Here is a 23,544-nt window from a genome sequence, read left to right on the forward strand (position 1 = left end):
TGCGATCTTTTGACTTTGCTTGTGAAAAACAAGATCAAAAGATCGCAGCCTTCGGCAGCTCCTACAGAAACATCGGAGTCTTCCCATGCAACGCATCGACCATGTTCTGCCCTGGAGCCACTTGGGCAGCGAGCGCTCGCTCAGCGTGTTTCGCTATGGCGCGGGCACCCGCAAGGTGTACATCCAGGCCAGCCTGCACGCCGATGAACTGCCGGGCATGCGCACCGCGTGGGAACTCAAGCAACGCCTCAATGAGCTGGAACAGCAAGGCCGGTTGCAGGGCGTGATCGAGCTGGTGCCAGTGGCCAACCCGATCGGCCTTGATCAACACGTGCAAGGTGCGCACATGGGTCGCTTCGAACTCGGCAGCGGCAAGAATTTCAACCGTGCCTTCGTTGAACTCAGTGCACCGGTCGGGGCGTTGATCGGTGAGCGTCTGGGCGCGGATGCCCAAGCCAACGTCGCGCTGATCCGCCAAGCGATGGGCCAGGTGTTCGATGAATTGCCGGCACCGGTCTCGCAACTGCAAGCCTTGCATCGTCTGTTGCTGCGCCATGCCTGCGATGCCGACATCACCCTCGATCTGCATTGCGATTTCGACGCGGCGATTCATTTGTACGCGCTGCCGCAGCACTGGCCACAGTGGCAATCATTGGCGGCACGTTTGAAGGCCGGCGTGGCGCTGCTGTGTGAAGATTCCGGCGGCAGTTCGTTCGATGAGTCTTGCTCAACGCCGTGGCTGCGTCTGGCGCGGGCGTTTCCGAATGCTGCGATTCCGGCGGCGAACCTGGCGACCACGCTGGAACTGGGCAGCATGGGCGACACCCGGGTCGATCAGGCGCAGGCCAATTGTGAGGCGATCCTCGGATTCCTCGCCGAGCAGGGTTTCATCAGTGGCGAATGGCCGGCGGCGCCGAGCGAGTGCTGCGAAGGCCTGCCGTTCGAGGGCACCGAATACCTGTTCGCGCCGCACCATGGCGTGGTCAGTTTCCTGCGCAATGCCGGCGAGTGGGTGGAGAAGGGCGATGCGCTGTTTGAAGTGGTGGATCCGTTGCAGGATCGCGTCACCACTGTGCGTGCCGGCACCAGTGGCGTGCTGTTTGCGCTTGATCGCGGGCGCTATACCGAGCCAGGGATCTGGCAGGCGAAAGTGGCGGGGCGGGTGGCGTTTCGGACGGGCAAATTGACTAACGACTGACGGGATCGCCGTTGGGGCTAATGGCCTCATCGCGAGCAGGCTCACTCCTACAGGGGAACGCATTCCAAATGTAGGAGTGAGCCTGCTCGCGATGGCGGCATCAGCAACACCACCGAATTTGGATCCTTGGCCGAGGATGTTAGGCTCCCCCCGAACCCGACACTCTGTGAAGGAAGGCTCTATGTTGAAGGTCTTTGCTCTCTTGACCCTGCTGGCGTCCAGCGCCGTGCAGGCGCAAACCACGCTGCAATCCGATCTGCCGCTCAAGTACCTCGAACAGGTGCACGCCGACGCCGAAGCGCGTCCGCTGGTGATTTTCCTGCACGGCTACGGCAGCAACGAAGCCGATCTGATCGGCATGAAATTTCAGCTGCCGGCGCAATACAACTACCTGTCGGTGCAGGCACCGCTGTCATTGGGTGAAGGGCGTTTCCAGTGGTTTCGCAAGAAAGGTGAAGGCGCCTACAACGGCGAGACCGATGATCTGAAGGTCAGTGGCCAGAAGCTGCGCGACTTTATCGCGCAAGCAGCGCAGAAATATCACACCACCCCGGACAAGGTGTACCTGATCGGCTTCAGCCAGGGCGCGATGATGACCTATGAGGTCGGGCTGCGGCCGCCAGTGGCTGTCGGCGGGATCGCGGCGTTGAGCGGGCGTTTGTTGCCGGTGTTGAAGAGTGAGCTCAAGGCCGAGCAGCAGCCGTTACCGCTGAACATCTTCATCGGCCACGGTACGGCCGATGATCCCGTGCCGTACAAAAACGGCACCGAGGCCAACACGCAACTACAGAAACTCGGTTACAAACCGCAGTTCCATGCCTATCCCGGCGTCGGCCACAGTATCAGTGCGGCCGAGCTGCGCGACTTGAATGGATGGCTGCAGCAGCTCAATCCTTGAGGATGGTTTTCACCAGCGCATCGTGACCTTTCTTGTCGCTGGCGCGGGAGATCACCTGCACCAGCGCCATCTTCGTGCCGGAGCCGGCCATCAGCGTGGTGTTGAGGGTCTGGCCGCCGCCCTGGGTCGCGGTGCTGTCGACCTGACGCAGACCAAGGCCGGTGCCTTTCTGGGTCAGGCTCTTTTCGCTGAGTTTGTTGAAGTCCGGCAGGGCCTTGCGCTGGTCTTCGATGAAACTCGCCACGCTGCCATCGAGGAACTGCCCGTCGTTGTCCTTGACGTGCTGGCCTTCGGGAATCTTGTTCTCAGCGGTAATGACCACGGTTTTTGTGGCCTCGTTGGTGTACATCGTGCCCGTGGTCCCGCTCGGGCTGGTCGGCAGCGGGTCGGCGACGAAACCTTTTGGCAGCACAAACGTGAACTTGCCCTCGAGCATCGAGACTTTCTCGGTGCTGGCTTTTGCCTTGGCCGCTTGCGCGTGGAGGGCGCCGAAACCGGCGAGGGCCGCCACCAGCAGGACGACGGCTTTTTTGCTCAACAATGACATGTGAATCTCCGGTGGATGGTCGCGCGAGGCGGGCGATCATCCCATGGAGGGGGGCGGGCGTTCCAGCGCGAATCATCCGAGCGGTTACTGCGCCTGCGCTTTCGCCAACGGACGGGCCAACAGGCGTTTGGTCACGCCGAGCATGGCCACCGACACCGCGACGCCGACGGCAAATCCGCTCAGGCCCATGGTTGGCAAGGTCAATGCCGAGACCAGACAAAACGCCGAAAACGAATACATGCCGGTGGCCGTCGCCCTTAACAATGCGGCGGTAAATGCCGGGCCGCGAGTTTGTTGCGAGAACACCGCCATCACACTGCCGAGCACCGGGAATACCGCGAGCAAACCGCTCCAGCGCTCGCCGACGGTGCTGGCGAGCATCGTCACCACCAGGGTCAACGCGGCGCCGGCGATCATCCGCCAGATCAGTCTGTCCGACTTCGGCGCCGTGCCGCTGAGCACCGGTTGCACCGTGGGAAACAGATAAGGCGATGCCAGCAACGCAATCGCCGCCGCCGACACGGAAAACGGCAGTGACGCCGGAATCAGCGACAACACCCCAGCAATCACGGCCCACACCGTCAGCGACGCCGCCAGCGCCAACGGCCAGTTCGCCCGTTGCGCGACCTGCGCGTAGGTGATGCAGAACGCAATCATCGCGAACATCGCCGATAACGCCGCCACCGCCGACTGCGCGGCAAACGCCGGACCCTGCTCGATGGCGAGGAAAAACAGAATCGGCCCGACCACCACCGGCAATCCCGACAGCCACCCGGCCACGCTCGGCCCCCAGCGTTTGCCCGCCAGGGAAATCAGCAGCAGAAAACCGGGAATCAGCAGCAGTTTGAGGATCAGCACGCAGGAGTCTCCATCCGTTGAAGGTTCGCCACGTTAGCATTGTCGATCGGCGATTGCTGCCTATGTGCGCAGATTTTGTATACAAAGTACTGACGGCGATACCCGGCTATGCTTTGCCTATCAGGGCTTGCCGGAGTCGATACCGCGATGAACAGAACACCCAAGGTGTTACGGGGATGTTGCGGCATCGGCTTGTGGGCGCTATTGCTGACACCAACCTGGGCCAATTGGCAGGACGCCGTGCCCGGCGCGCAGATCATCGGTACCGGCGATTACAGTGTGTTCGGTTTCGATGTCTACAACGCGCGCCTGTGGAGTGCCGCGCGGCCCTTGGCCGAGGGCCAGCCGTTTGCGCTGGAGCTGATCTACCGCCGCAGCATTTCCCGCGACGACCTGGTCAAGGCCAGCGTTGACGAAATCAAACGCCTGGCCGGCCCCCGCGTCAGCCCGGCGCAATTGGCCGGTTGGCAGGTACAGATGCAGCAATCGTTCGTCGATGTGCAGGCCGGCACGCGGATTACCGGCGTGTATCTGCCGGGGCAGGGCGCGCGGTTTTTTGTCGGTCAGCAGTTGCAGCATGAGATCGATGACCCGCTGTTTGCCCGCGCATTTTTTGATATCTGGCTGGATCCGCGTACGCGCAGCCCCGAGTTGCGCGAGCAGTTGTTGGGGGGGAGTCGATAAGAGCAAAGATCGCAGCCTTCGGCAGCTCCTACAGGAGAGTGCATTCCAATGTAGGAGCTGCCGAAGGCTGCGATCTTTTGCGCTTCAAGGCTGTGGCGGAAACCTCTAAGCTGCGTCTTTCCGACTTGTTTCTGGATGTGTGCGTGAAATTCAGTTTGCCCAAAATCGCCACCGCGCCGTTTTGCCCGCCGGAAGTGGCTGGCAGTGTCGCGGTTGATCCCAATGCCTCATTCTTCAAACGCGTGCTGCGTTTCGCCGGCCCCGGCTTGCTGGTGTCAATCGGCTACATGGATCCCGGTAACTGGGCCACCGCCATCGAGGCCGGTTCACGCTTCGGTTACAGCCTGTTGTTCGTGGTGCTGCTGGCGAGTCTGGCGGGCATGGTCGTGCAGTGCCTGTGCTCGCGACTGGGCATCGCCACCGGGCGCGATCTGGCGCAACTGTCCCGCGAGCGCTACAGCACACCGACCGCGCGCTTGCAGTGGGTGCTGGCGGAAATCTCGATCATCGCCACCGATCTGGCCGAAGTACTCGGCTGCGCGCTGGCGTTTCACTTGTTGCTCGGTTGTTCGCTGACCTTCGGCATTGCCCTGACGGCGTTCGACACCTTGCTGGTGCTGGCCCTGCAAAATCGCGGTTTCCGCAGGCTTGAGGCGATCATGCTGGTGTTGGTCGCGACCATTGGCGTGTGTTTCTTCGTTGAACTGTTGCTGATCAAACCCTACTGGCCGGACGTCGCCCAAGGTTTCAAACCGTCGCTGGCGGCGATTGGCGAGGCGGCGCCGTTGTACCTGGCGATTGGTATTCTCGGCGCGACGGTGATGCCACATAACCTCTATCTGCACACCTCGATCGTGCAGACGCGGATGATCGGCAAGGACCTGGCGAGCAAGCAGGACGCGGTGAAACTGGCGCACATCGACACCATCGGTTCGCTGGCCCTGGCGTTGCTGGTCAACGCGGCGATCCTGATTCTCGCGGCAGCGGCGTTTCACCAGTCCGGGCACACCGAGGTGGTGGACATTCAGGACGCCTACCACCTGCTCGATCCGCTGGTCGGTGGTGCGCTGGCCAGTGTGTTGTTCGGCGTCGCGTTACTGGCGTCGGGGCAGAGTTCGACCTTCACTGGCACCATCGCCGGCCAGGTGATCATGGAGGGCTACCTGAACCTGCGGATCCCCTGCTGGCAGCGGCGCTTGATTACTCGCGGACTGGCGTTGATTCCGGCGTTTATCGGCGTGTGGCTGATGGGCGATAACGCGATTGGCAAGTTGCTGGTGTTGAGTCAGGTGGTGTTGAGTCTGCAGTTGCCGTTTGCCTTGTATCCACTCATTCGAATGACTAACGACAAACAACTGATGGGGCCGTTTGTGAATCGCTGGCCGACACGGGTGTTGGCGTGGGGGTTGTTTGTGGTGATCAGTGGTGCCAATAGCTGGTTGATTTTGCAGTGGGCGGCTTGATCCAGCATTTGCAGTGACTGGGCTGGCCTCTTCGCGAGCAGGCTCGCTCCCACAGTTTCCAAGGTGATTTCAACAGTGTGTACACCCCATAACCCTGTGGGAGCGAGCCTGCTCGCGAAGACGGACTGTCAGGCGCCAACGTCGCTGAACACTGGAATGCGCCCATTGAGCGAAGGCCTGTAGTGCCAGTTCAGGCAATTCAGATCGATGCCCTTTGCGAGTATTTCCCGCACCGTAGCTCCGGCAATACTCATCGCCAACGCTTGCCCCGGACACTCGTGCCGACCACTGCCGAAACTGAAACTGCGGCGGTTCTCGCGCTGCACCAGAAACTGCTCAGGCTGTGCGTTAAGCGCCGGATCACGATTGGCGGAGGCCAGTAAAACCAGAATCACATCACCTGCTTCGACCCGCACACCAGCAATCTCGCAGGGCGCGGCGACAAAGCGCCGGGTGTTCTGCACAGGCGGGTCGAAGCGCTGGACTTCGCCAAGCAGTGCTTCGATGGATTCGCCGCGCAACGCCGGCTGACGACGTAACGCCAACAGCGTGTTACCGATCAGACCGGCGCAGGCTTCAAACGTCTGCGAGCAGAGGCCGATCAGGTTGGCGATCAGGGTGTCTTCATCGCCGGCAAAGCGCTGTTGGATCGCGCCGAGGAAGTCGCTGGCGGGTTCGGCGAGCAGCTCGATGAAGTAGCCGCGCAGGTGTTCGGCCGCCGCGTCCGCTGCGGCCAATTGCAGGTCATTGCTCAACGGCGACAGGCAGGCGACGAAGTCCGCCGTCAGCTCGCTGACTGCCCGGGCCTGTGCCGGCGTGAATCCCAGAAGCGCCGCGACCACGCACACCGGGCCACGAAACATTGCCTTGTACACACCGTCTGCATCCGCTGTGATCAGCCGTGCGGCGACCAAAGCATTGATCGTCTCAAGCTCCAGCACTGCCAGCTCAGGCTCGATCGCCGAACGCGGGCAGCGCTGGCGTTCGCCGTCATTCATGCGCATCAATTGGCCGAAGACCTTGCCGGCCATGCCTTTTGCAATCGCCTTGGGCACCGGCTCCTGCGCCGGACGCACCTGACAATCGGCGTGGGCCAACACCGCACACACCGCACGGGCGCTGCTGGCGACCCACAGTTTCAGATCCGGATAAAACGTCAGTCCACCTGCTGCGCGCAGTTCGGCGTAGTAGGGATAAGGATCGACATGCGTTGCGGCGCTGATCGGGTTCATGGTTTGCATCCTTGTCGGCGGGGAAAGTGTTGCTACTATCTCCACTGCGCAACGACGATGATTCGTCCGGGAGCGAACTATGCACGCAGAACATCAAGACATCGGCGTATCGCAGGTGGCCGCCGCCATTGCCGAGCCGGCGCGGACAAAAATCCTCTGTTCGCTGATGGACGGCCACGCCCGCACCAGCACCGAGTTGGCGACGATCGCCGAGGTCAGTGCCTCGACCGCCAGTGTGCACCTGGCGAAACTCAAGGACCTGGCCCTGCTGCGCCTGCATGTGCAGGGCCGCCATCGCTATTACAGCCTCGCCGATCAGCGCGTGGCGCAGGCGCTGGAAGCGTTGATGGTGATTGGCCAGAACGCCGCGCCGACGTTCAAGGCGCACACCCCGGATCGCCTGCAATTCGCCCGCACTTGCTATGACCACATGGCCGGGACGCTGGCGGTGTTGCTGCATGACCGTTTGATCGCAGGCGGTTGGCTGGTGCAAACCGACGAGCAGGCGTATCGCCTGAGTGACACCGGCGAGGCGTTGTTTCTCGGGCTGGGCATCGACGTGCAGGATTTGACCACCCTGCGCCGCAAGTTTGCCTGTCCGTGCCTGGACTGGAGCATGCGCCGGCCGCATCTCGGTGGCTCGCTGGGGGCGGCGCTGTTGCAGACCGCGTTGAAGCGCAAGTGGGTGACACAGGATCTGGACAGTCGAGCGTTGGCTTTGACGGCGGTGGGGCGCAAGGAGATTGGTGCGCGGTTTGGTGTTGAGTGGCCGGTAGACGGGCAGATCAAAAGATCGCAGCCTTCGGCAGCTCCTACAGGAGTTGCGTACACCCGATAAATCTCGATCCTACCCAATCCATGTAGGAGCTGCCGAAGGCTGCGATCTTTTGATTTTCAGCTTCTGACCGACGAGGGGCGCTTCTGCCACCTTGTATCACCGCGGGCGACCCTATACTGTATATGCAAACAGTATAGAGCCCGTGCCATGCAAATCATCGACAAGCTGAGCATCCTCGCCGACGCCGCCAAGTACGACGCCTCCTGCGCGAGCAGCGGCGCGCCCAAGCGCAGCTCCGAGGGCAAGAGCGGGCTGGGTTCGACCGATGGCATGGGCATTTGCCACAGCTACACGCCGGACGGCCGCTGCGTGTCGTTGCTGAAGATTCTGCTGACCAATTTCTGCCTTTACGATTGCCAGTACTGCGTCAACCGCCGTTCCAGCGATGTCCCGCGTGCCCGGTTCACCCCCGAGGAAGTCGTGGCGCTGACCATGGATTTCTACCGGCGCAACTGCGTCAGCGGGCTGTTTCTCAGTTCGGGGATCATTCGCTCGGCGGACTACACCATGGAGCAACTGGTGCGGGTGGCGAAGCTGCTGCGCGAAGAGCATGAGTTTCGCGGGTACATCCATCTCAAAACCATTCCCGAAGCCGATCCGGCATTGATCGAAGAAGCAGGGCGCTATGCCGATCGCCTGAGCGTCAATATCGAACTGCCGACCGATGCCAGCCTGCAAGTGCTGGCGCCGGAGAAGGACATCGCTTCGATCAAACAGGCGATGAGCACCATCTACACCGGCGTGCAGACCGTTTTGAACGAACCGCGCTCGGCGAAGTTCGCCCCGGCCGGGCAGAGCACGCAGTTGATTGTCGGCGCTGACGACACCGATGACAGCACCATCCTCCACAGCGCCCAGGCCTTGTACGGCAACTTCCGACTGCGGCGGGTTTACTATTCGGCCTTCAGCCCGATCCCCGACAGCCCGAAAAGCGTACCGCTGGCCGCTCCGCCGCTGATGCGCGAACACCGTTTGTATCAGGCTGATTTTCTCTTGCGCAGTTATGGCTACAGCGCCGATGAATTGCTCAAGGGGCCGGGCAATCTGGCGCTGGACATCGACCCGAAACTGGCCTGGGCGTTGCAGAATCGTGAAGTGTTCCCGCTCGATCTGAACCGCGCTGAAGCGTCGTTGATTGCGCGTATTCCCGGCATCGGACTGCGCACCACCGAACGTCTGGTGGAGTTGCGCCGACAGCGGCGCATTCGTTACGAAGACGTCGCGCGCATGCGCTGTGTGCTGGCCAAGGCCAAGCCGTTCATCATCACCAGCGACTATCACCCGCAGCAGGCTGAGGTCACCAGCCATTTGCTCTATCAGCAACTGCGCGACCGGCCAATGCCGCAGCAAATGGGGCTGTGGGGATGATCAATCTCGATTGCGATGATCTGTTCGACACGTGGCGCCAGCAGGCGCGCTGGCTGCTGAGCCATCAAGTCGACCCGAGTCTGGTGAGCTGGGCTTCGCAAGGCGTGGCTGATCTGTTTGCCAGTGATGAGCCGGTGCCTGAAGGGCAGGGGCCGTTTCAGGCACGTATTCCGCGAGCGCTGCTCGACACGCTGGAGCAAGCCTCGCGCTATCGTGGTGATCAACGCTGGAGCCTGCTCTATGAGGTGTTGTGGCGCGTCAGCCACGGTGATCGTACGGCGATGATGGCCGGGGACAAACTCGGCAGCGAACTACAGCGACGGATCAAACAAGTGCATCGGGAAGCCCATCATCTGCATGCGTTTGTGCGTTTCATCGAGCGCCCATCATCCAGCGCGGGCCCGCAATATGTGGCTTGGCACGAACCGGCCCATGACATTTTGCACAGCGCCAGTGAGCATTTCATCGGGCGAATGGGCCGACATCGCTGGTTGATCGCCACGCCGCGCGACGGGGTTTATTACGATGGCGAGCAACTGATCCATCAGCGGCAATGCCCGCAGGAATGGCAGCAACTGGCGCAGAATGTCGACGATCCTCATGGGGATCTGTGGCTGACTTATTACAGCCACATCTTTAATCCAGCGCGGTTGAACGAGAAGGTCATGCAGGGGCATTTGCCGGCGCGGTTCTGGAAGAATCTGCCGGAAGGGGAGTTGATTCCCGGGTTGATTACGCAGGCGCGGATGGGTAAGCAGCAGAATGGGCAGGCGAGCGGGATTGCTGATCGGCTTGGTAAACGGATAACGCTGAAAAGCCCCTCACCCTAACCCTCTCCCGGAGGGAGAGGGGACTGACCGAGGTGTTTGGACTTGATCCATCGACCTGAACGATCAAGTCGAACTCACATTTTGAATACCACAAAGATCGGCCCCCTTTCCCCCTCGCCCCCCTGGGGGAGAGGGCTGGGGTGAGGGGGAAAAGATCTCCAGCCTTACACAAAAAAACCAACAACCACAATCAAAAAAGCCCCCCACCAATCACTCGGTGGAGGGCTTTTCTACATCAGCAGCCGTCAGATCAAACCTTGACGATCCAGCCCGCTGGCGCTTCGATGTCGCCGGTCTGCACGCCAGTCAGCTCTTTGTAGAGCTTCTGGGTCACAGGACCCACTTCGGTTTCGCTGTGGAACACATGCAGATGGTCGTTGTAGCTGATACCACCGATCGGGGTGATCACCGCAGCCGTACCGCAAGCGCCGGCTTCCTTGAAGTCCGACAGCTTGTCGATCAGCACGTCGCCTTCAACCACTTCCAGGCCCAGACGCGATTTCGCCAGTTCGATCAGCGACAGGCGGGTGATGCCTGGCAGAACGGACGGCGAGTTCGGGGTGATGAACTTGTTGTCGTGGGTGATCCCGAAGAAGTTGGCCGAGCCGACTTCCTCGATCTTGGTGTGGGTCATCGGGTCCAGGTAGATCGCGTCGGCGAAGTTGGCTTTCTTGGCTTTCGAGCCCGGCATCAGGCTGGCAGCGTAGTTGCCGCCGACCTTGGCTGCGCCGGTGCCTTGTGGGGCGGCGCGGTCGTAGCTGGAGATCTGGAAGTTGTGCGGGGTCAGGCCGCCCTTGAAGTAGGCGCCGACCGGGATGCAGAAAATCGAGAAGATGAACTCGGGTGCAGTGCGCACGCCGATGTTGTCACCGACGCCGATCACGAACGGACGCAGGTACAGCGCGCCGCCGGTGCCGTATGGCGGAATGAAGCGCTCGTTGGCGCGAACCACGGCTTTGCACGCTTCGATGAACTGCTCGGTGTCGACTGTCGGCATCAGCAGACGCGCGCAGCTGCGTTGCATACGCAGGGCGTTCTGGTCCGGGCGGAACAGGTTGATCGAGCCGTCCTTGCAACGATAGGCCTTCATGCCTTCGAAGCACTGCTGGCCATAGTGAAGGGCAGTCGAGCCTTCGCTGATGTGCAGCACGTTATCTTCGGTCAGGGTGCCTTTGTCCCACTCGCCATCGCGAAAGTACGACAGATAGCGTTTGTCGGTCTTGATGTAATCAAAACCCAGCTTGTCCCAATTGATGCTTTCGTTACCCATGACACCCTCTATCACTGAACAACCGTCGAAACGGTTCAAGGCTTCTGACGTTTTTTGGATGGGCACAACAATACTTCATTCTTGAGCGGTTTCGCAGCCCGGAATTCGCTCCACTGATCGTTCCCACGCTTGATCGTTCCTACGCTCTGCGTGGGAATGCCTCATCGGACGCTCCGCGTTCGGCTTTTGGGACGCAGAGCGTCCCCGGCTGCATTCCCACGCAGAGCGTGGGAACGATCAACGCAGCTACAGGTGCAACGCATGCCCGAGGGCACGCAACGCCGCTTCCTGCACCGCTTCACCCAATGTCGGATGCGCATGAATGGTGCCGCCGATGTCTTCCAGCCGCGCGCCCATTTCCAGGCTTTGCGCAAACGCCGTCGACAATTCGGAAACCCCGACGCCCACCGCCTGCCAGCCAACAATCACATGGTTATCCCGACGAGCGACCACGCGCACGAAGCCGCTTTTCGACTCCAGCGTCATCGCCCGGCCATTGGCGGCGAACGGGAAACTGGAAACGATGCAGTCCAGCCCCGCAGCCTTGGCCTCGTCCGGGGTCTTGCCGACCACCACCAGTTCCGGGTCGGTGAAGCACACGGCGGCAATGGCAGTCGGGTTGAATTCGCGGGTTTTGCCGCTGATCAACTCGGCAACCATCTCGCCTTGGGCCATGGCGCGGTGGGCCAGCATCGGCTCGCCGCTCAGATCGCCGATGGCGTAGACGTTGCGCATGCTGGTCTGGCAGCGGCTGTCGATCTTGATCGCCGAGCCGTTCATATCCAGATTCAGCGCTTCAAGGTTCCAGCCCTGGGTATTCGGTTTGCGACCGACGGCGACCAGCACCTGATCGGTTTCCAGATTCAGGGTTTCGCCTTCCGGATCGCGCACCTGCAAGGTGCCATCGAAACCCAGCACGCTGTGCTTGAGGTACAGCTTCACGCCCAGTTGCTTCAGTGCGTCATGTACCGGTTGCGTCAGTTCCGCGTCGTAGGCTGGCAGGATGCGATCCTGCGCCTCGACCACGCTGACTTCAGCGCCAAGCTTGCGATAAGCAATGCCCAGTTCCAGACCGATGTAACCACCGCCCACCACGACCAGGCGCTTTGGCACGGATTTCGGTGCCAGCGCTTCGGTGGAGGAGATGATCGGTCCGCCAATCGGCAGGATCGGCAGATTGACGCTGGTCGAACCAGTGGCCAGCACCAAGTGCTCGCACTGGATGCGCGTGTCGCCGACATCCACGGTTTTACCGTCGATGACCTTGGCCCAGCCGTTTATGACCTGAACCTTGTTCTTCTTCAGCAGGGCTGCGACGCCAGTGGTCAGGCGATCAACGATGCCGTCCTTCCACTCGATGCTTTTAGTGATGTCGAGCGTCGGCGCCGAAACGCTGATGCCCAGCGCCGAATGCTGGCTGTGATGCTGGGTCTGGTGAAACTGTTCAGCCACATGAATCAGCGCCTTCGACGGGATGCAGCCGATGTTCAGGCAGGTGCCGCCCAGCGATTGGCCTTCGACCAGAATTGTCGGAATGCCCAGTTGTCCGGCGCGAATCGCCGTTACATAACCGCCGGGGCCGCCGCCGATGATCAGCAGCGTAGTGTTCAGAGATTGCATGCGCGCCTTACTCCACAAACAAAGTGGCAGGTTGTTCGATCAAGCCGCGAATGGCCTGGATGAAGAGTGCCGCGTCCATGCCGTCGACCACGCGGTGATCGAAGGAGCTGGAGAGGTTCATCATCTTGCGGATCACCACCTGGCCTTTGACGACCATTGGCCGTTCGACGGTTTTGTTGACGCCGACGATCGCCACTTCCGGCAGGTTCAACACCGGCGTGCTGACAATGCCGCCCAGCGCACCGAGGCTGGTCAGGGTGATGGTCGAACCGGACAATTCATCGCGGCTGGCCTTGCCATTGCGCGCAGCGTTGGCCAAACGCGAGATTTCTGTGGCGCTGTCCCACAGGCTGCGCGCCTCGGCGTGACGTACCACCGGCACCATCAGGCCAACATCGCTTTGCGTGGCGACGCCGACATGTACAGCGCCGAGGCGAGTGATGACTTGGGCTTCGTCGTCGTAACGGGCGTTCATCTGCGGGAAGTCGCGCAGGGCGACGACCAGAGCGCGAACGAGGAATGGCAGCAAGGTCAACTTGCCACGACTGGCTCCGTGTTTTTCATTCAAATGCGCGCGCAGTTCTTCGATGGCAGTGACGTCGATTTCTTCGACATAGCTGAAGTGTGCGGCACGCTGGGTAGCGTCCTGCATGCGCTGGGCGATCTTGCGGCGCATGCCGATGACTTGAATCTGTTCTTCGTCGTTACGCTGGGCGTAAGCAGCGGCAACTGGTGCCGAAGCATTTGACTGACCTTGTGCCAAATAGGCTTCAAGGTCTTCGTGCAGCACGCGACCGGCCGGGCCAGTGCCGCGTACCAGACGCAATTGAATCCCCAGATCCAGCGCGTGTTTGCGCACGGCCGGCGAGGCGAGCGGGCGTTCGTCTGCTTCGCGAGCAACCATTGGGCCTTGGCAAGCAGCCGCCGGACGCAGGGCGGCTGGAGCAGGTTTGCTCTCAACAACGGCCTCAACTTTCGGCGCAACCGGTGCTTCTTTAACAGGCGCAGGTGCGGCGGACTCTTTCAAGTTACCGGCACCTTCAACCTCAATGCTGATCAGCACACTGCCAACCGCCATCACTTCACCCGGCTGACCACCGAGGGCAATCACCTTGCCGTGTACCGGCGAGGGAATATCGACCATCGCCTTGTCGGTCATCACGTCCGCCAGCACCTGATCTTCAACGACCAGATCGCCAACCTTGACGTGCCACTGCGACAGTTCTACTTCTGCGATGCCTTCGCCGATGTCCGGCATCTTGATAACGTGCGTGCCCATTCAGACCTCCATGACCCGTTTCAACGCCGCGCCCACCCGGGACGGCCCTGGGAAATACGCCCACTCCTGCGCGTGCGGGTAGGGGGTGTCCCAACCGGTGACGCGTTCGATCGGCGCTTCCAGGTGATGGAAGCAATGCTCTTGCACCAGCGATACCAGTTCGGCGCCGAAACCGCAGGTGCGCGTGGCTTCGTGGACCACCACGCAGCGGCCGGTTTTCTTCACCGACTTGACGATGGTTTCCAGGTCCAGCGGCCACAGGCTGCGCAGGTCGATGACTTCGGCATCCACGCCGGATTCTTCGGCCGCGACTTGCGACACGTAAACGGTGGTGCCGTAAGTCAGCACGGTCACGTCCTTGCCCGGACGGGTAATCGCAGCGACGTCCAGCGGCACGGTGTAGTAGCCGTCCGGAACCTGCGCTTGCGGGTGTTTCGACCACGGCGTTACCGGGCGGTCGTGGTGGCCGTCGAACGGGCCGTTGTACAGGCGTTTCGGCTCGAGGAATATCACCGGGTCATCGTTTTCGATGGAGGCGATCAGCAGGCCTTTGGCGTCATACGGGTTGGACGGCATGACGGTGCGCAAACCGCAGACCTGAGTGAACATCGCCTCGATACTCTGGCTGTGGGTCTGACCGCCATAGATGCCGCCGCCGCAAGGCATGCGCAGGGTCATTGGTGCGGTGAACTCGCCAGCCGAGCGATAACGCAGGCGCGCCGCTTCGGAAATGATCTGGTCGGAGGCGGGGTAGACGTAGTCGGCGAACTGGATCTCGGCGACCGGACGCAGACCGTAGGCGCCCATGCCGACGGCCACGCCGACGATGCCGCTTTCCGAGATCGGTGCGTCGAATACGCGCGAGGTGCCGTATTTGGTCTGCAAGCCTTCGGTGCAACGGAACACGCCGCCGAAGTAGCCGACGTCCTGACCGAACACGACGACATTGTCGTCACGCTCAAGCATCACATCCATGGCCGAGCGCAGGGCCTGGATCATGGTCATGGTGGTCGTGGTCATGGCGGTTTCCAACTGAATATTGTTGTTGTGATCGTTCATGTCAGATCCCCAACTGCTGACGCTGGCGCTTCAAGTGCTCCGGCATCTCTTTGTAGACGTCTTCGAACATGGTCGCGGCGCTAGGAATCTGGCCGCCGGCGAGGGTGCCGTACTGTTCGGCCTGTTTCTGCGCGGCAATCACTTCGGCTTCGAGCTCGGCGCTGACGGCGGCGTGCTCTTCTTCTGACCAATGGCCGACTTTGATCAGGTGCTGCTTGAGACGGGCGATCGGGTCGCCGAGCGGGAAGTGACTCCAGTCATCGGCCGGGCGATATTTCGACGGATCGTCGGAGGTCGAGTGCGGACCGGCGCGGTAGGTGACCCATTCGATCATGGTCGGGCCGAGGTTGCGGCGGGCGCGTTCGGCAGCCCAGGCAGATGCCGCATACACCGCGTAGAAGTCGTTGCCATCCACGCGCAGCGAGGCGATGCCGCAACCGACGCCGCGTCCGGCGAAGGTGGTGGCTTCACCACCGGCGATGGCCTGGAAGGTCGAAATCGCCCATTGGTTATTCACGACGTTGAGGATCACTGGCGCACGATAAACGTGGGCGAAGGTGAGGGCGGTGTGGAAGTCCGATTCGGCGGTAGCGCCGTCACCGATCCACGCCGAAGCGATTTTGGTGTCGCCCTTGATCGCCGAGGCCATGCCCCAGCCGACCGCTTGAATGAACTGGGTGGCGAGGTTGCCGGAAATGGTGAAGAAACCAGCCTCTTTAACCGAATACATGATCGGCAACTGGCGGCCCTTGAGCGGATCGCGCTCGTTGGACAGCAGTTGGCAGATCAGGTCGACCAGCGGCACTTCGCGGGCCATCAGAATGCTTTGCTGACGGTAGGTCGGAAAGCACATGTCGTCGATGTTCAGGGCCAACGCCTGAGCACTGCCAATGGCTTCTTCGCCAAGGCTCTGCATGTAGAACGACATTTTTTTCTGACGCTGGGCGACCACCATGCGGTTGTCGTAGATACGCGTCTTGAGCATGGCGCGCATGCCTTTGCGCAGGATCTCGACCGGCACGTTCTCAGCCCATGGGCCGAGGGCGTTGCCCTGATCGTCGAGCACACGAATCAGCCCACGCGCCAGGTCGGCGGTGTCGGCAGGTTCGACGTCGATGGAAGGTTTGCGCACCGTACCGGCATCGGTCAGATGCAGGTAGGAAAAATCGGTTTTGCAGCCTGGACGGCCCGAGGGTTCAGGGACGTGCAGACGCAGCGGTTCATACGCTTGGGTCATGGCTTCTACGCTCGATCTTGTGAATTTCTTGTAGTGAGCTGGCAGTCATTCTTCGGTAGAAGAAATCTTGTCCTACAACAATCATAGGCCGGGCCAAGAAGAATATTTATCTCTGTTTCGTTGCGCTGGAGACGATTTGCAGATAGAAATTCTGCATAAACATAAAAAACAGGTGGTTTTGTCTCATGCGCAAACTGGATCGTACCGACATCGGCATTCTCAACAGCCTTCAGGAGAATGCGCGCATCACCAACGCCGACCTCGCACGCTCGGTGAACCTGTCGCCGACGCCGTGCTTCAATCGGGTCAAGGCGATGGAAGAATTAGGCTTGATTCGCGAGCAGGTGACGCTGCTGGATGCCGACCTGCTGGGGCTGCACGTGAACGTGTTCATCCACGTCAGCCTGGAGAAGCAGGTCGAGGAAGCGCTGCAGCATTTCGAGGAAGCCATTTCCGATCGTCCCGAAGTGATGGAGTGCTACCTCATGGCCGGAGACCCGGATTATCTGATCCGGGTCCTGGTGCCGACCATTCAGTCGCTCGAACGCTTCATGATGGACTTCCTGACCAAAGTGCCGGGTGTGGCGAATATCCGGTCAAGCTTTGCGCTGAAGCAGGTGCGCTACAAGACCGCGCTGCCGTTACCCGCTAACGGTTTGACGCTGGGCAGTTGAACGTCAGATGTAGTCATAGCGGTAATCGAGCTCTGTGGTGAAGAGGGTTTGTTGGACGGTATAGGTTGGTACCCAGGGTGCCGGCTCATTGGCGGGATGAAAGATCAGCACGGTTTCGTTCATGTCTGTCGAGCCGGCCTCGTTGGTAAAGCCCGGAGTGCCAGGGTGTTGATGTTTCCAGCGCTCCCACAACAAGTCGAGGTAGCAGTGGTGCAGGAAGAAGATCGGGTCATTGGGTGAGGCAGCTTGCGCCATGCTGCCGCCTATCCAGGCATGTACTGGATTGTGCAGTTCGGTTTCCGAGATGTTTTCCCAGCCGCTTGCCTCCATCCAGTAAGGCGTACTGTTGAGCGTCGATATGACGGTCTCTGCGCTGGGCAGTGCGCCGTTTGCCCCGAGATCTCGACGAATGCCGGTGTTGCCGATGCCCTCGTCCCAGACTCTCACTTCGAACTGCGATTGCTCTCTGGAAAACGGCCCGCTGGTGACGCGCTGGTCTTGCAGGTTGTCACCGTTTGAACCCATGAAGTCCGAGGTGAAGGGGTTGTCGGCGCCGGTCAGTTGCCAGTTCCAGTAGGGCAGGGTGATGGTCGGGTCATTGGCGGCGGACTGCAGGGCCAGTTCGAACTGGCGGATCAGAATCCGGTGCCACGGATAGAACAGCGGGCTTCGATGCGGGTTGGGCGTCAGCGGATTGCCCCGGCCCATCGAGTTTTTGTGGATCTGGACAAAATCATCGTAGCGGCTTTGCTGTCCGGGGCGCAGTACGCTGTCGACGTTGTTCTTCAGCCTCAGGATGGCATCGATGAATGCGGATTTCTGTTGCGCGGTCATGTCACGGTGATTACGGCGAATATCCATATTGCGAAAACTCCATTGAATGTTTGCCCAATGGAGTCTGATCGCTGAGAGGATTTTCACCAGTTCATCACTATCGCCAGCGTTTGTAGGAAAAATAATCCGGCGACGGCCCGAGCGGTTTTTTCCTATAGGGAATTGAGCGGAATCTTCAGGTAAACCACGCCGTTTTCCTCCGCCGGTGGCAAATTCCCCGCCCGCACATTCACCTGAATCGCCGGCAGCAACAATGTCGGCATGCCCAGCCCGGCATCACGTTTTGTACGCATCTCGACGAACGCCGCTTCATCGATCCCGTCATGCACATGAATATTGTTTTTGCGCTGCTCGCCGACCGTGCTCTGACACTGCGAGGCGCGACCCTCGGGCGGATAGTCGTGGCAGACGTAGAGTTTCACGCTGGCGGGGAAGGCCAGCAGTTTGTGAATCGAGTTGAACAATTGGTGGGCATTGCCACCGGGAAAGTCGCAACGCGCGGTGCCGACGTCCGGCATGAACAACGTATCGCCCACCAGAATCTGTTCGCCATCGATCAGATAGGCCATGTCCGCCGGCGTATGCCCCGGCACATGTAGGGCAGTGGCCTTGAGATTGCCGATGCGGAATGATTCGTTCGGTGCAAACAGGTGATCGAACTGCGAGCCATCAACGCAGAACTCCGGCTCCAGATTGAAAAGAGCCTTGAACACGTTCTGCACTTTGCTGATCGATTCACCAATGGCGATTTTCCCGCCCAGCTCCCGGCGCAGATAAGGCGCGGCGGAAAGGTGATCGGCGTGGGCGTGGGTTTCCAGCAGCCACTGCACTTGCAGGTCATGCGTGCGGACGAAGGCGATGATCTTGTCGGCCTGCGCGGTGCAGGTGCGCCCGGCGGCGCCGTCGTAATCGAGCACCGGATCTACGATCGCACATTGCCCGCCGTCGGCTTCATAGACCACATAGCTGTAGGTCGAAGAGGCGGGGTCGAGGAAAGCTTCAATCTGCGCGGGCATGGACACCAACCTGAACGAGGAAAATGGGTTGCAACACTTTATCTAAAAACATAATGTTCGCAGCTTAAGTGACCTTGAAGGCATCGTGCAAATGCAATCCAGTCTGACCGAATGTGAAGTCGCCCAGCTGCGCGCCTCGGCCTCCAAGGCCTGCGCGTTGCTCAAGGCTTTGGCCAATGAGGATCGTCTGCTGATCCTCTGTCAACTGACCCAAGGCGAACGCAACGTTGGCGAACTGGAAAAGATGACCGGCGTGCGCCAGCCGACGCTGTCCCAGCAACTGGGCATTCTGCGTGATGAAGGGCTGGTCGCGACCCGTCGTGAAGGCAAGTACATTTTTTATGGGCTCGCCAGTCCGGAAGTGATTCAGGTGATGAAGACCCTGTCGGGACTGTATTGCGGGGCCGTGCTGAAAAGTCTGGGCCATCAATAAAATGCCAGCCAACACGCTATCCCAATGTAGGAGTGAGCCTGCTCGCGATAGCGGTAGGTCAGCCAGAACATTCATTGACTGACACACCGCTATCGCGAGCAGGCTCACTCCTACAATGGATGTGTGTGAGGCCAATTAATCCTTGCGTGCAGCAAAAGGAACAAGCAATGAACGATCAACACTGGGGCCCATCCATCAGTGCAGACATCGTGGTCATCGGCGGCGGTACGGCCGGTATCGGTTTTGTCGCCAGTCTGCTCAAGCGTGATCCGGCGCTGAAAATTACCGTGATCGAACCGAGTGCCCAGCATTACTACCAACCGGCGTGGACGCTGGTCGGCGGTGGCGCCTACGACGTCAAAGACACCGCACGGCCGATGAACAAGGTCATGCCAAAGCAAGCGAACTGGCTGCAAGCGGCAGTCACCGCAATCGACCCGGACAATCGCCAGCTCACCCTCAATGATCAACGCACGGTCAGCTATCAAAACCTGATTGTCTGTCCCGGCCTGCGTCTGGCCTGGGACAAGATCGAAGGCCTGCAGGAAAGCCTCGGCCAGCACGGCGTCACCTCCAACTACAGCTATCAGCACGCGCAATACACTTGGGATCAGGTGCAGAAACTGCGCGGCGGCAAGGCGCTGTTCACTCAACCGGCGATGCCGATCAAATGCGCCGGTGCGCCGCAAAAGGCGCTGTATCTGTCCTGCGATCACTGGCGTAAAACCGGCGTGTTGAACAACATCAATGTCGAATTCAATCTCGCCGGCGCAGCGCTGTTCGGGGTGGAGACGTTCGTGCCGCCGTTGATGAAGTACATCGAAAAGTACAACGCGCAGTTGGCGTTCAATTCGAATCTGGTCAAGGTCGACGGCCCGGCGAAAACCGCGTGGTTCGAGATCAAGGACGCTGACGGCAACGTCACCCGTGTGGCGAAAACTTTCGATCTGCTCCACGTCGTGCCGCCGCAGATCTCGCCGGATTTCATTGCCCAGAGCCCGTTGGCCGACGCTGCCGGCTGGTGCGAGGTCAACCCGCACAGCCTGCAACATCCGCGCTTTCCCGAGGTGTTCGGACTCGGTGATATCTGTGGCACCAGTAACGCGAAAACCGCTGCCGCAGTGCGCAAGCAAGTCGTAGTGGTCGCGGAAAACCTGCTGGCCCTGCGCAAGCAACAACCACTGCCGCTGAAGTACGACGGCTACGGTTCCTGCCCGCTAACGGTGGAGAAGGGCAAGGTGATCCTTGCCGAGTTCGGATACGCCGGCAAGTTGCTGCCGACCTTTCCACTGGACCCGACGGTGGCGCGGCGTTCGGCATGGTTTCTCAAGGCGACGCTGCTGCCGTGGTTCTACTGGAACGGCATGCTCAAGGGCCGCGAGTGGCTGACACGTGTGTCCAAGGTCGACTGAGAAAACCCTATGTTGCTGGCAAGTCTGTTTGGCGTGGTGATGGGGTTGGTCCTCGGTTTGACCGGGGCCGGCGGTGGCATTCTGGCGGTGCCGGCGCTGGTGCTCGGGCTTGGCTGGACGATGACGCAGGCAGCGCCGGTGGCGTTGTTTGCGGTCGGCAGTGCGGCGGCGGTCGGTGCCATCGATGGCCTGCGTCATGGCCTGGTGCGCTATCGCGCGGCGTTGTTGATTGCCGCTTTGGGGGCGGTGTTTTCGCCGTTGGGCATTTACTTTGCGCATCAGTTGTCGGAGAAAATCCTGATGGTCCTGTTCAGTCTGCTGATGGTCATGGTGGCCTGGCGCATGCTGCGCCGCGAGCGTCAGCAGGAGGGGCCGAGCGATCATGGCCACGCCAGTTGGGGTCAGAAGAACTGCATGCTCAATGAAGACACCGGGCGCTTTGACTGGACCGCCAAATGCACCGCAACATTGGCTGCGTTAGGCGCAATTACCGGCGTGGTGTCCGGATTGCTCGGTGTCGGTGGCGGTTTTTTGATTGTGCCTGCGTTCAAGCAACTGACCGATGTGCAGATGCGCGGGATCGTCGCCACGTCGTTGATGGTGATCAGTCTGATTTCGGCGATTGGCGTGATCGGCTCGTTTCACGCCGGTGTGCGGATTGACGGGCAGGGCGCGGCGTTCATCGTCGCCAGCATTGTCGGCATGATCATCGGCCGTAAGCTCTGCGCGCGGGTGCCGGCGCGGGCGTTGCAGGTGGGGTTTGCCAGTGTGTGTCTGGTGGTGGCAGCCTACATGCTATTTCGCGCCTGAGCGTGGGTAAGATCAAAAGATCGCAGCCTCGTTTTACTCGACAGCTCCTACATGGGAATGCGACTTCTGTAGGAGCTGCCTAAGGCTGCGATCTTTCAGGGGGTTACAGAACCAAGTGCGGCAACCACAGCGACAGTGCCGGCACGTAAGTCACCAACATCAACACCAGGAACAGCACGGCATAGAACGGCAGCAACGCTTTAACAGTGCTTTCAATACTCACTTTGCCCACCGCTGACCCGACAAACAGCACCGCACCCACCGGCGGCGTTATCAATCCGATCCCAAGGTTCACCAGCATGATCATGCCGAACTGTACCGGATCGACGCCGATGCCGAGAATCACCGGCATCAGGATCGGCGTCAGGATCAGAATCAGCGGCGCCATGTCCATCACCGTGCCGAGCAACAGCAGCATGACGTTGATGCACATCAGGATCACGTAGCGGTTGTCCGACAGGGTCAGAAACGCCGTGGTGATCTTCGCCGGAATCTGCATCAGGGTCATGATGTAACCGAAGCTCGCCGCGAAGCCGATAAGGATCATCACGATCGAAATCGTCCGCACCGTACGGTGCATCAGTTTCGGCAGTTCGCTCCACTTGTAGTCGCGGTAGATGAACATGGTCACGAAGAACGACCAGAGCACGGCGATGGCCGCCGACTCGGTCGCGGTGAAGATGCCGGACAGGATGCCGCCGAGGATGATCACCATCGCCATCAGGCCCCAGAGGGCTTCGCCGACGATTTTCAACGCCTGGCGCATCGGGATCACTTCACCCTTGGGATAATCGCGTTTTCTCGCGAAAATCAGACACAGCACCATCAGGCAGGCGCTCATCAGCAAGCCCGGCACGATGCCCGCCATGAACAGCGAGGCAATCGAAACCGTGCCACCGGCGGCCAGCGAGTAAAGCACCGAATTATGGCTGGGCGGGGTCAGCAGGGCTTGCACCGAACCGCTGACGGTCACGGCGGTGGAGAAATCCCGTGGATAGCCCTCGCGTTCCATTTCCGGAATCAGCACCGAACCCACCGACGCGGTGTCGGCCACCGACGAGCCGGAGATCGCGCCGAAAAAGGTCGAGGCGACAATGTTGACCAGTGACAGGCCACCGCGGACAAACCCCACCAGCACCCCGGCACACGCCACCAATCGACGCGACATGCCGCCCTCGGCCATGATCGCACCGGCCAGCACGAAGAACGGAATGGCCAGCAGCGAGAATTTGTTCACCCCCGAAGCGACCTGAATCATCACCGCCTGGAACGGAATGTCGATCCACCATGCACCGATCAGCGCGGCCGCGCCCAGCGCGTAGGCGACCGGCATGCCGATCAGGATCAAAGCGATAAAACTGCCCAGCAGTATCAGAGCGTCCATTAAGCGGCACCTTCACTTTCTTCAACCAGGTCGAACTGCACGACGCGTCGTTTGCTCTGGTCACCGAGCAAGAGTTTTTCCAGCACGAAAATCAGCGTCAGCAAGCCGCCCACGGGAATCGGCAAGTAGGTCACGCCAACCCGCAGATCGGGCAGGGCTGCCATGAACTGGTTCCAGGTGGACATGCACAGCTTGGCGCCCCAGATCGTCATGAAGATGCAGATCGCCGCCATGAGCAGCTGGGAAAAAATCGCCGCCGCTGATTTCACGTGCGCTGGCATGCGATCGGTGAGCATGGCCACGGCCATGTGCGCGCCGGCGCGGTAACTGGCGGCGGCGCCGATGAAGGTAAACACCATCATCAGCAGGATCGCCGTGGGCTCGGGCCAGCTCGAACCGGTACCCAGGACGTAGCGGGCGAACACGCCCCAGGGAATCATCAGGGAAATCGCCAGGACGGAAAGGCCGGCGACCCAGATGCACGTCATGTAGATCTTGTCGTTGATACGCAGCAGTAGATTCTTCATCGGGTTCCACCGTAACCGGGCGTGCCGCAGTCATCGGGCGCACCGGGCCTTGTTCATGAGGACGGAGCGGGAG

The 23,544-nt window shown here is 60.4% G+C and carries 23 protein-coding genes; 11 read left to right on the plus strand and 12 right to left on the minus strand.

The genetic code is table 11. From position 1 onward, the window contains the following. The first annotated feature begins 85 nt into the window (after positions 1-85). On the plus strand, positions 86-1,198 hold the full coding sequence (locus tag CKW17_RS00995; protein WP_095118309.1) for a succinylglutamate desuccinylase/aspartoacylase family protein: 1,113 nt from the start codon (positions 86-88) through the stop codon (positions 1,196-1,198). Positions 1,199-1,379: 181 nt separating this feature from the next. Beyond that, entirely contained in the window at positions 1,380-2,096 is a 717-nt protein-coding gene (locus tag CKW17_RS01000) for an alpha/beta hydrolase (RefSeq protein WP_095118310.1), read from the plus strand. Here the strand turns inward: CKW17_RS01000 and CKW17_RS01005 are convergent. Both CKW17_RS01005 and CKW17_RS01010 read right to left on the minus strand, forming a co-directional pair. Then, positions 2,086-2,643, minus strand: coding sequence for a hypothetical protein (locus CKW17_RS01005; protein ID WP_095118311.1), 558 nt, complete (start codon positions 2,641-2,643; stop codon positions 2,086-2,088). The two genes, CKW17_RS01000 and CKW17_RS01005, sit on opposite strands and share 11 nt — an antisense overlap. Positions 2,644-2,727: 84 nt before the next feature. Next, positions 2,728-3,501, minus strand: coding sequence for a hypothetical protein (locus tag CKW17_RS01010; protein WP_095118312.1), 774 nt, complete (start codon positions 3,499-3,501; stop codon positions 2,728-2,730). 147 nt (positions 3,502-3,648) lie between these two features. Between CKW17_RS01010 and CKW17_RS01015 the strand changes: the two genes are divergently transcribed. Both CKW17_RS01015 and CKW17_RS01020 read left to right on the plus strand, forming a co-directional pair. Further along, the gene (locus CKW17_RS01015) at positions 3,649-4,185 is read left to right on the plus strand and encodes a chalcone isomerase family protein (protein WP_095118313.1); all 537 of its coding nucleotides are present in this window, start codon (positions 3,649-3,651) and stop codon (positions 4,183-4,185) included. Between the two features lie 143 nt (positions 4,186-4,328). Next, a complete protein-coding gene (locus CKW17_RS01020; RefSeq protein WP_095119007.1) occupies positions 4,329-5,648 on the plus strand; it encodes an Nramp family divalent metal transporter in 1,320 nt (439 codons plus the stop codon). 128 nt (positions 5,649-5,776) lie between these two features. Here CKW17_RS01020 and CKW17_RS01025 read toward each other — a convergent pair whose 3' ends face one another. Next, complete coding sequence (locus CKW17_RS01025; protein ID WP_095118314.1) at positions 5,777-6,880, minus strand: cytochrome P450; 1,104 nt, start codon at positions 6,878-6,880, stop codon at positions 5,777-5,779. 79 nt (positions 6,881-6,959) lie between these two features. On the opposite strand from CKW17_RS01025, the gene CKW17_RS01030 reads away from it, so the two are divergent. From CKW17_RS01030 to CKW17_RS01040, 3 genes are all read left to right on the plus strand, one after another. Next, entirely contained in the window at positions 6,960-7,718 is a 759-nt protein-coding gene (locus CKW17_RS01030; RefSeq protein WP_095118315.1) for a helix-turn-helix transcriptional regulator, read from the plus strand. A gap of 147 nt (positions 7,719-7,865) precedes the next feature. After that, on the plus strand, positions 7,866-9,086 hold the full coding sequence (locus tag CKW17_RS01035; RefSeq protein ID WP_095118316.1) for a putative DNA modification/repair radical SAM protein: 1,221 nt from the start codon (positions 7,866-7,868) through the stop codon (positions 9,084-9,086). Continuing rightward, positions 9,083-9,916 (plus strand): TIGR03915 family putative DNA repair protein, encoded by an 834-nt coding sequence (locus tag CKW17_RS01040; RefSeq protein WP_095118317.1) that lies wholly within the window; start codon positions 9,083-9,085, stop codon positions 9,914-9,916. The genes CKW17_RS01035 and CKW17_RS01040 overlap by 4 nt, the downstream gene beginning before the upstream one ends. A 250-nt stretch (positions 9,917-10,166) precedes the next feature. Here the strand turns inward: CKW17_RS01040 and CKW17_RS01045 are convergent, their stop codons facing one another. The 5 genes from CKW17_RS01045 to CKW17_RS01065 all read right to left on the minus strand — a co-directional run bounded on the left by CKW17_RS01045 (position 10,167) and on the right by CKW17_RS01065 (position 16,381). Then, positions 10,167-11,186 carry a branched-chain amino acid aminotransferase gene (locus CKW17_RS01045; protein WP_008086978.1) on the minus strand — a complete coding sequence of 340 codons (1,020 nt, stop codon included), beginning with the start codon at positions 11,184-11,186 and terminating at the stop codon, positions 10,167-10,169. Between the two features lie 246 nt (positions 11,187-11,432). Beyond that, entirely contained in the window at positions 11,433-12,806 is a 1,374-nt protein-coding gene (gene lpdA / locus CKW17_RS01050) for a dihydrolipoyl dehydrogenase (RefSeq protein ID WP_095118318.1), read from the minus strand. A gap of 7 nt (positions 12,807-12,813) precedes the next feature. Next, a complete protein-coding gene (locus CKW17_RS01055; protein ID WP_095118319.1) occupies positions 12,814-14,085 on the minus strand; it encodes a dihydrolipoamide acetyltransferase family protein in 1,272 nt (423 codons plus the stop codon). Next, the gene (locus tag CKW17_RS01060) at positions 14,086-15,144 is read right to left on the minus strand and encodes an alpha-ketoacid dehydrogenase subunit beta (protein WP_003224000.1); all 1,059 of its coding nucleotides are present in this window, start codon (positions 15,142-15,144) and stop codon (positions 14,086-14,088) included. It lies immediately after the preceding gene. Position 15,145: 1 nt separating this feature from the next. Beyond that, on the minus strand, positions 15,146-16,381 hold the full coding sequence (locus CKW17_RS01065; RefSeq protein ID WP_095118320.1) for a 3-methyl-2-oxobutanoate dehydrogenase (2-methylpropanoyl-transferring) subunit alpha: 1,236 nt from the start codon (positions 16,379-16,381) through the stop codon (positions 15,146-15,148). Positions 16,382-16,566: 185 nt separating this feature from the next. Here CKW17_RS01065 and bkdR point away from each other — a divergent pair, with 185 nt between their 5' ends. After that, entirely contained in the window at positions 16,567-17,055 is a 489-nt protein-coding gene (bkdR, locus tag CKW17_RS01070) for a Bkd operon transcriptional regulator BkdR (protein WP_016985245.1), read from the plus strand. Positions 17,056-17,058: 3 nt separating this feature from the next. On the opposite strand, the gene CKW17_RS01075 is transcribed toward bkdR, so the two are convergent. Both CKW17_RS01075 and CKW17_RS01080 read right to left on the minus strand, forming a co-directional pair. After that, positions 17,059-17,916: a tyrosinase family protein gene (locus CKW17_RS01075; RefSeq protein WP_095118321.1), complete on the minus strand. Its 858-nt coding sequence runs from the start codon at positions 17,914-17,916 to the stop codon at positions 17,059-17,061. 125 nt (positions 17,917-18,041) lie between these two features. Continuing rightward, the gene (locus tag CKW17_RS01080) at positions 18,042-18,905 is read right to left on the minus strand and encodes an MBL fold metallo-hydrolase (RefSeq protein ID WP_095118322.1); all 864 of its coding nucleotides are present in this window, start codon (positions 18,903-18,905) and stop codon (positions 18,042-18,044) included. 91 nt (positions 18,906-18,996) lie between these two features. On the opposite strand from CKW17_RS01080, the gene CKW17_RS01085 reads away from it, so the two are divergent. The 3 genes from CKW17_RS01085 to CKW17_RS01095 all read left to right on the plus strand — a co-directional run bounded on the left by CKW17_RS01085 (position 18,997) and on the right by CKW17_RS01095 (position 21,560). After that, positions 18,997-19,338 (plus strand): helix-turn-helix transcriptional regulator, encoded by a 342-nt coding sequence (locus CKW17_RS01085; protein ID WP_007965280.1) that lies wholly within the window; start codon positions 18,997-18,999, stop codon positions 19,336-19,338. A gap of 167 nt (positions 19,339-19,505) precedes the next feature. Next, positions 19,506-20,750 carry an FAD/NAD(P)-binding oxidoreductase gene (locus tag CKW17_RS01090; protein ID WP_095118323.1) on the plus strand — a complete coding sequence of 415 codons (1,245 nt, stop codon included), beginning with the start codon at positions 19,506-19,508 and terminating at the stop codon, positions 20,748-20,750. 9 nt (positions 20,751-20,759) lie between these two features. Beyond that, complete coding sequence (locus CKW17_RS01095; RefSeq protein ID WP_095118324.1) at positions 20,760-21,560, plus strand: sulfite exporter TauE/SafE family protein; 801 nt, start codon at positions 20,760-20,762, stop codon at positions 21,558-21,560. A gap of 103 nt (positions 21,561-21,663) precedes the next feature. On the opposite strand, the gene CKW17_RS01100 is transcribed toward CKW17_RS01095, so the two are convergent. Further along, the gene (locus CKW17_RS01100) at positions 21,664-22,944 is read right to left on the minus strand and encodes a TRAP transporter large permease (protein ID WP_095118325.1); all 1,281 of its coding nucleotides are present in this window, start codon (positions 22,942-22,944) and stop codon (positions 21,664-21,666) included. Next, positions 22,944-23,471, minus strand: coding sequence for a TRAP transporter small permease (locus CKW17_RS01105; protein WP_095118326.1), 528 nt, complete (start codon positions 23,469-23,471; stop codon positions 22,944-22,946). The genes CKW17_RS01100 and CKW17_RS01105 overlap by 1 nt, the downstream gene beginning before the upstream one ends. Positions 23,472-23,544 lie beyond the last annotated feature (73 nt).

Origin of the sequence: Pseudomonas sp. Irchel s3f10, assembly GCF_900187515.1 — a bacterium.
GTDB lineage: Bacteria > Pseudomonadota > Gammaproteobacteria > Pseudomonadales > Pseudomonadaceae > Aquipseudomonas > Aquipseudomonas tensinigenes.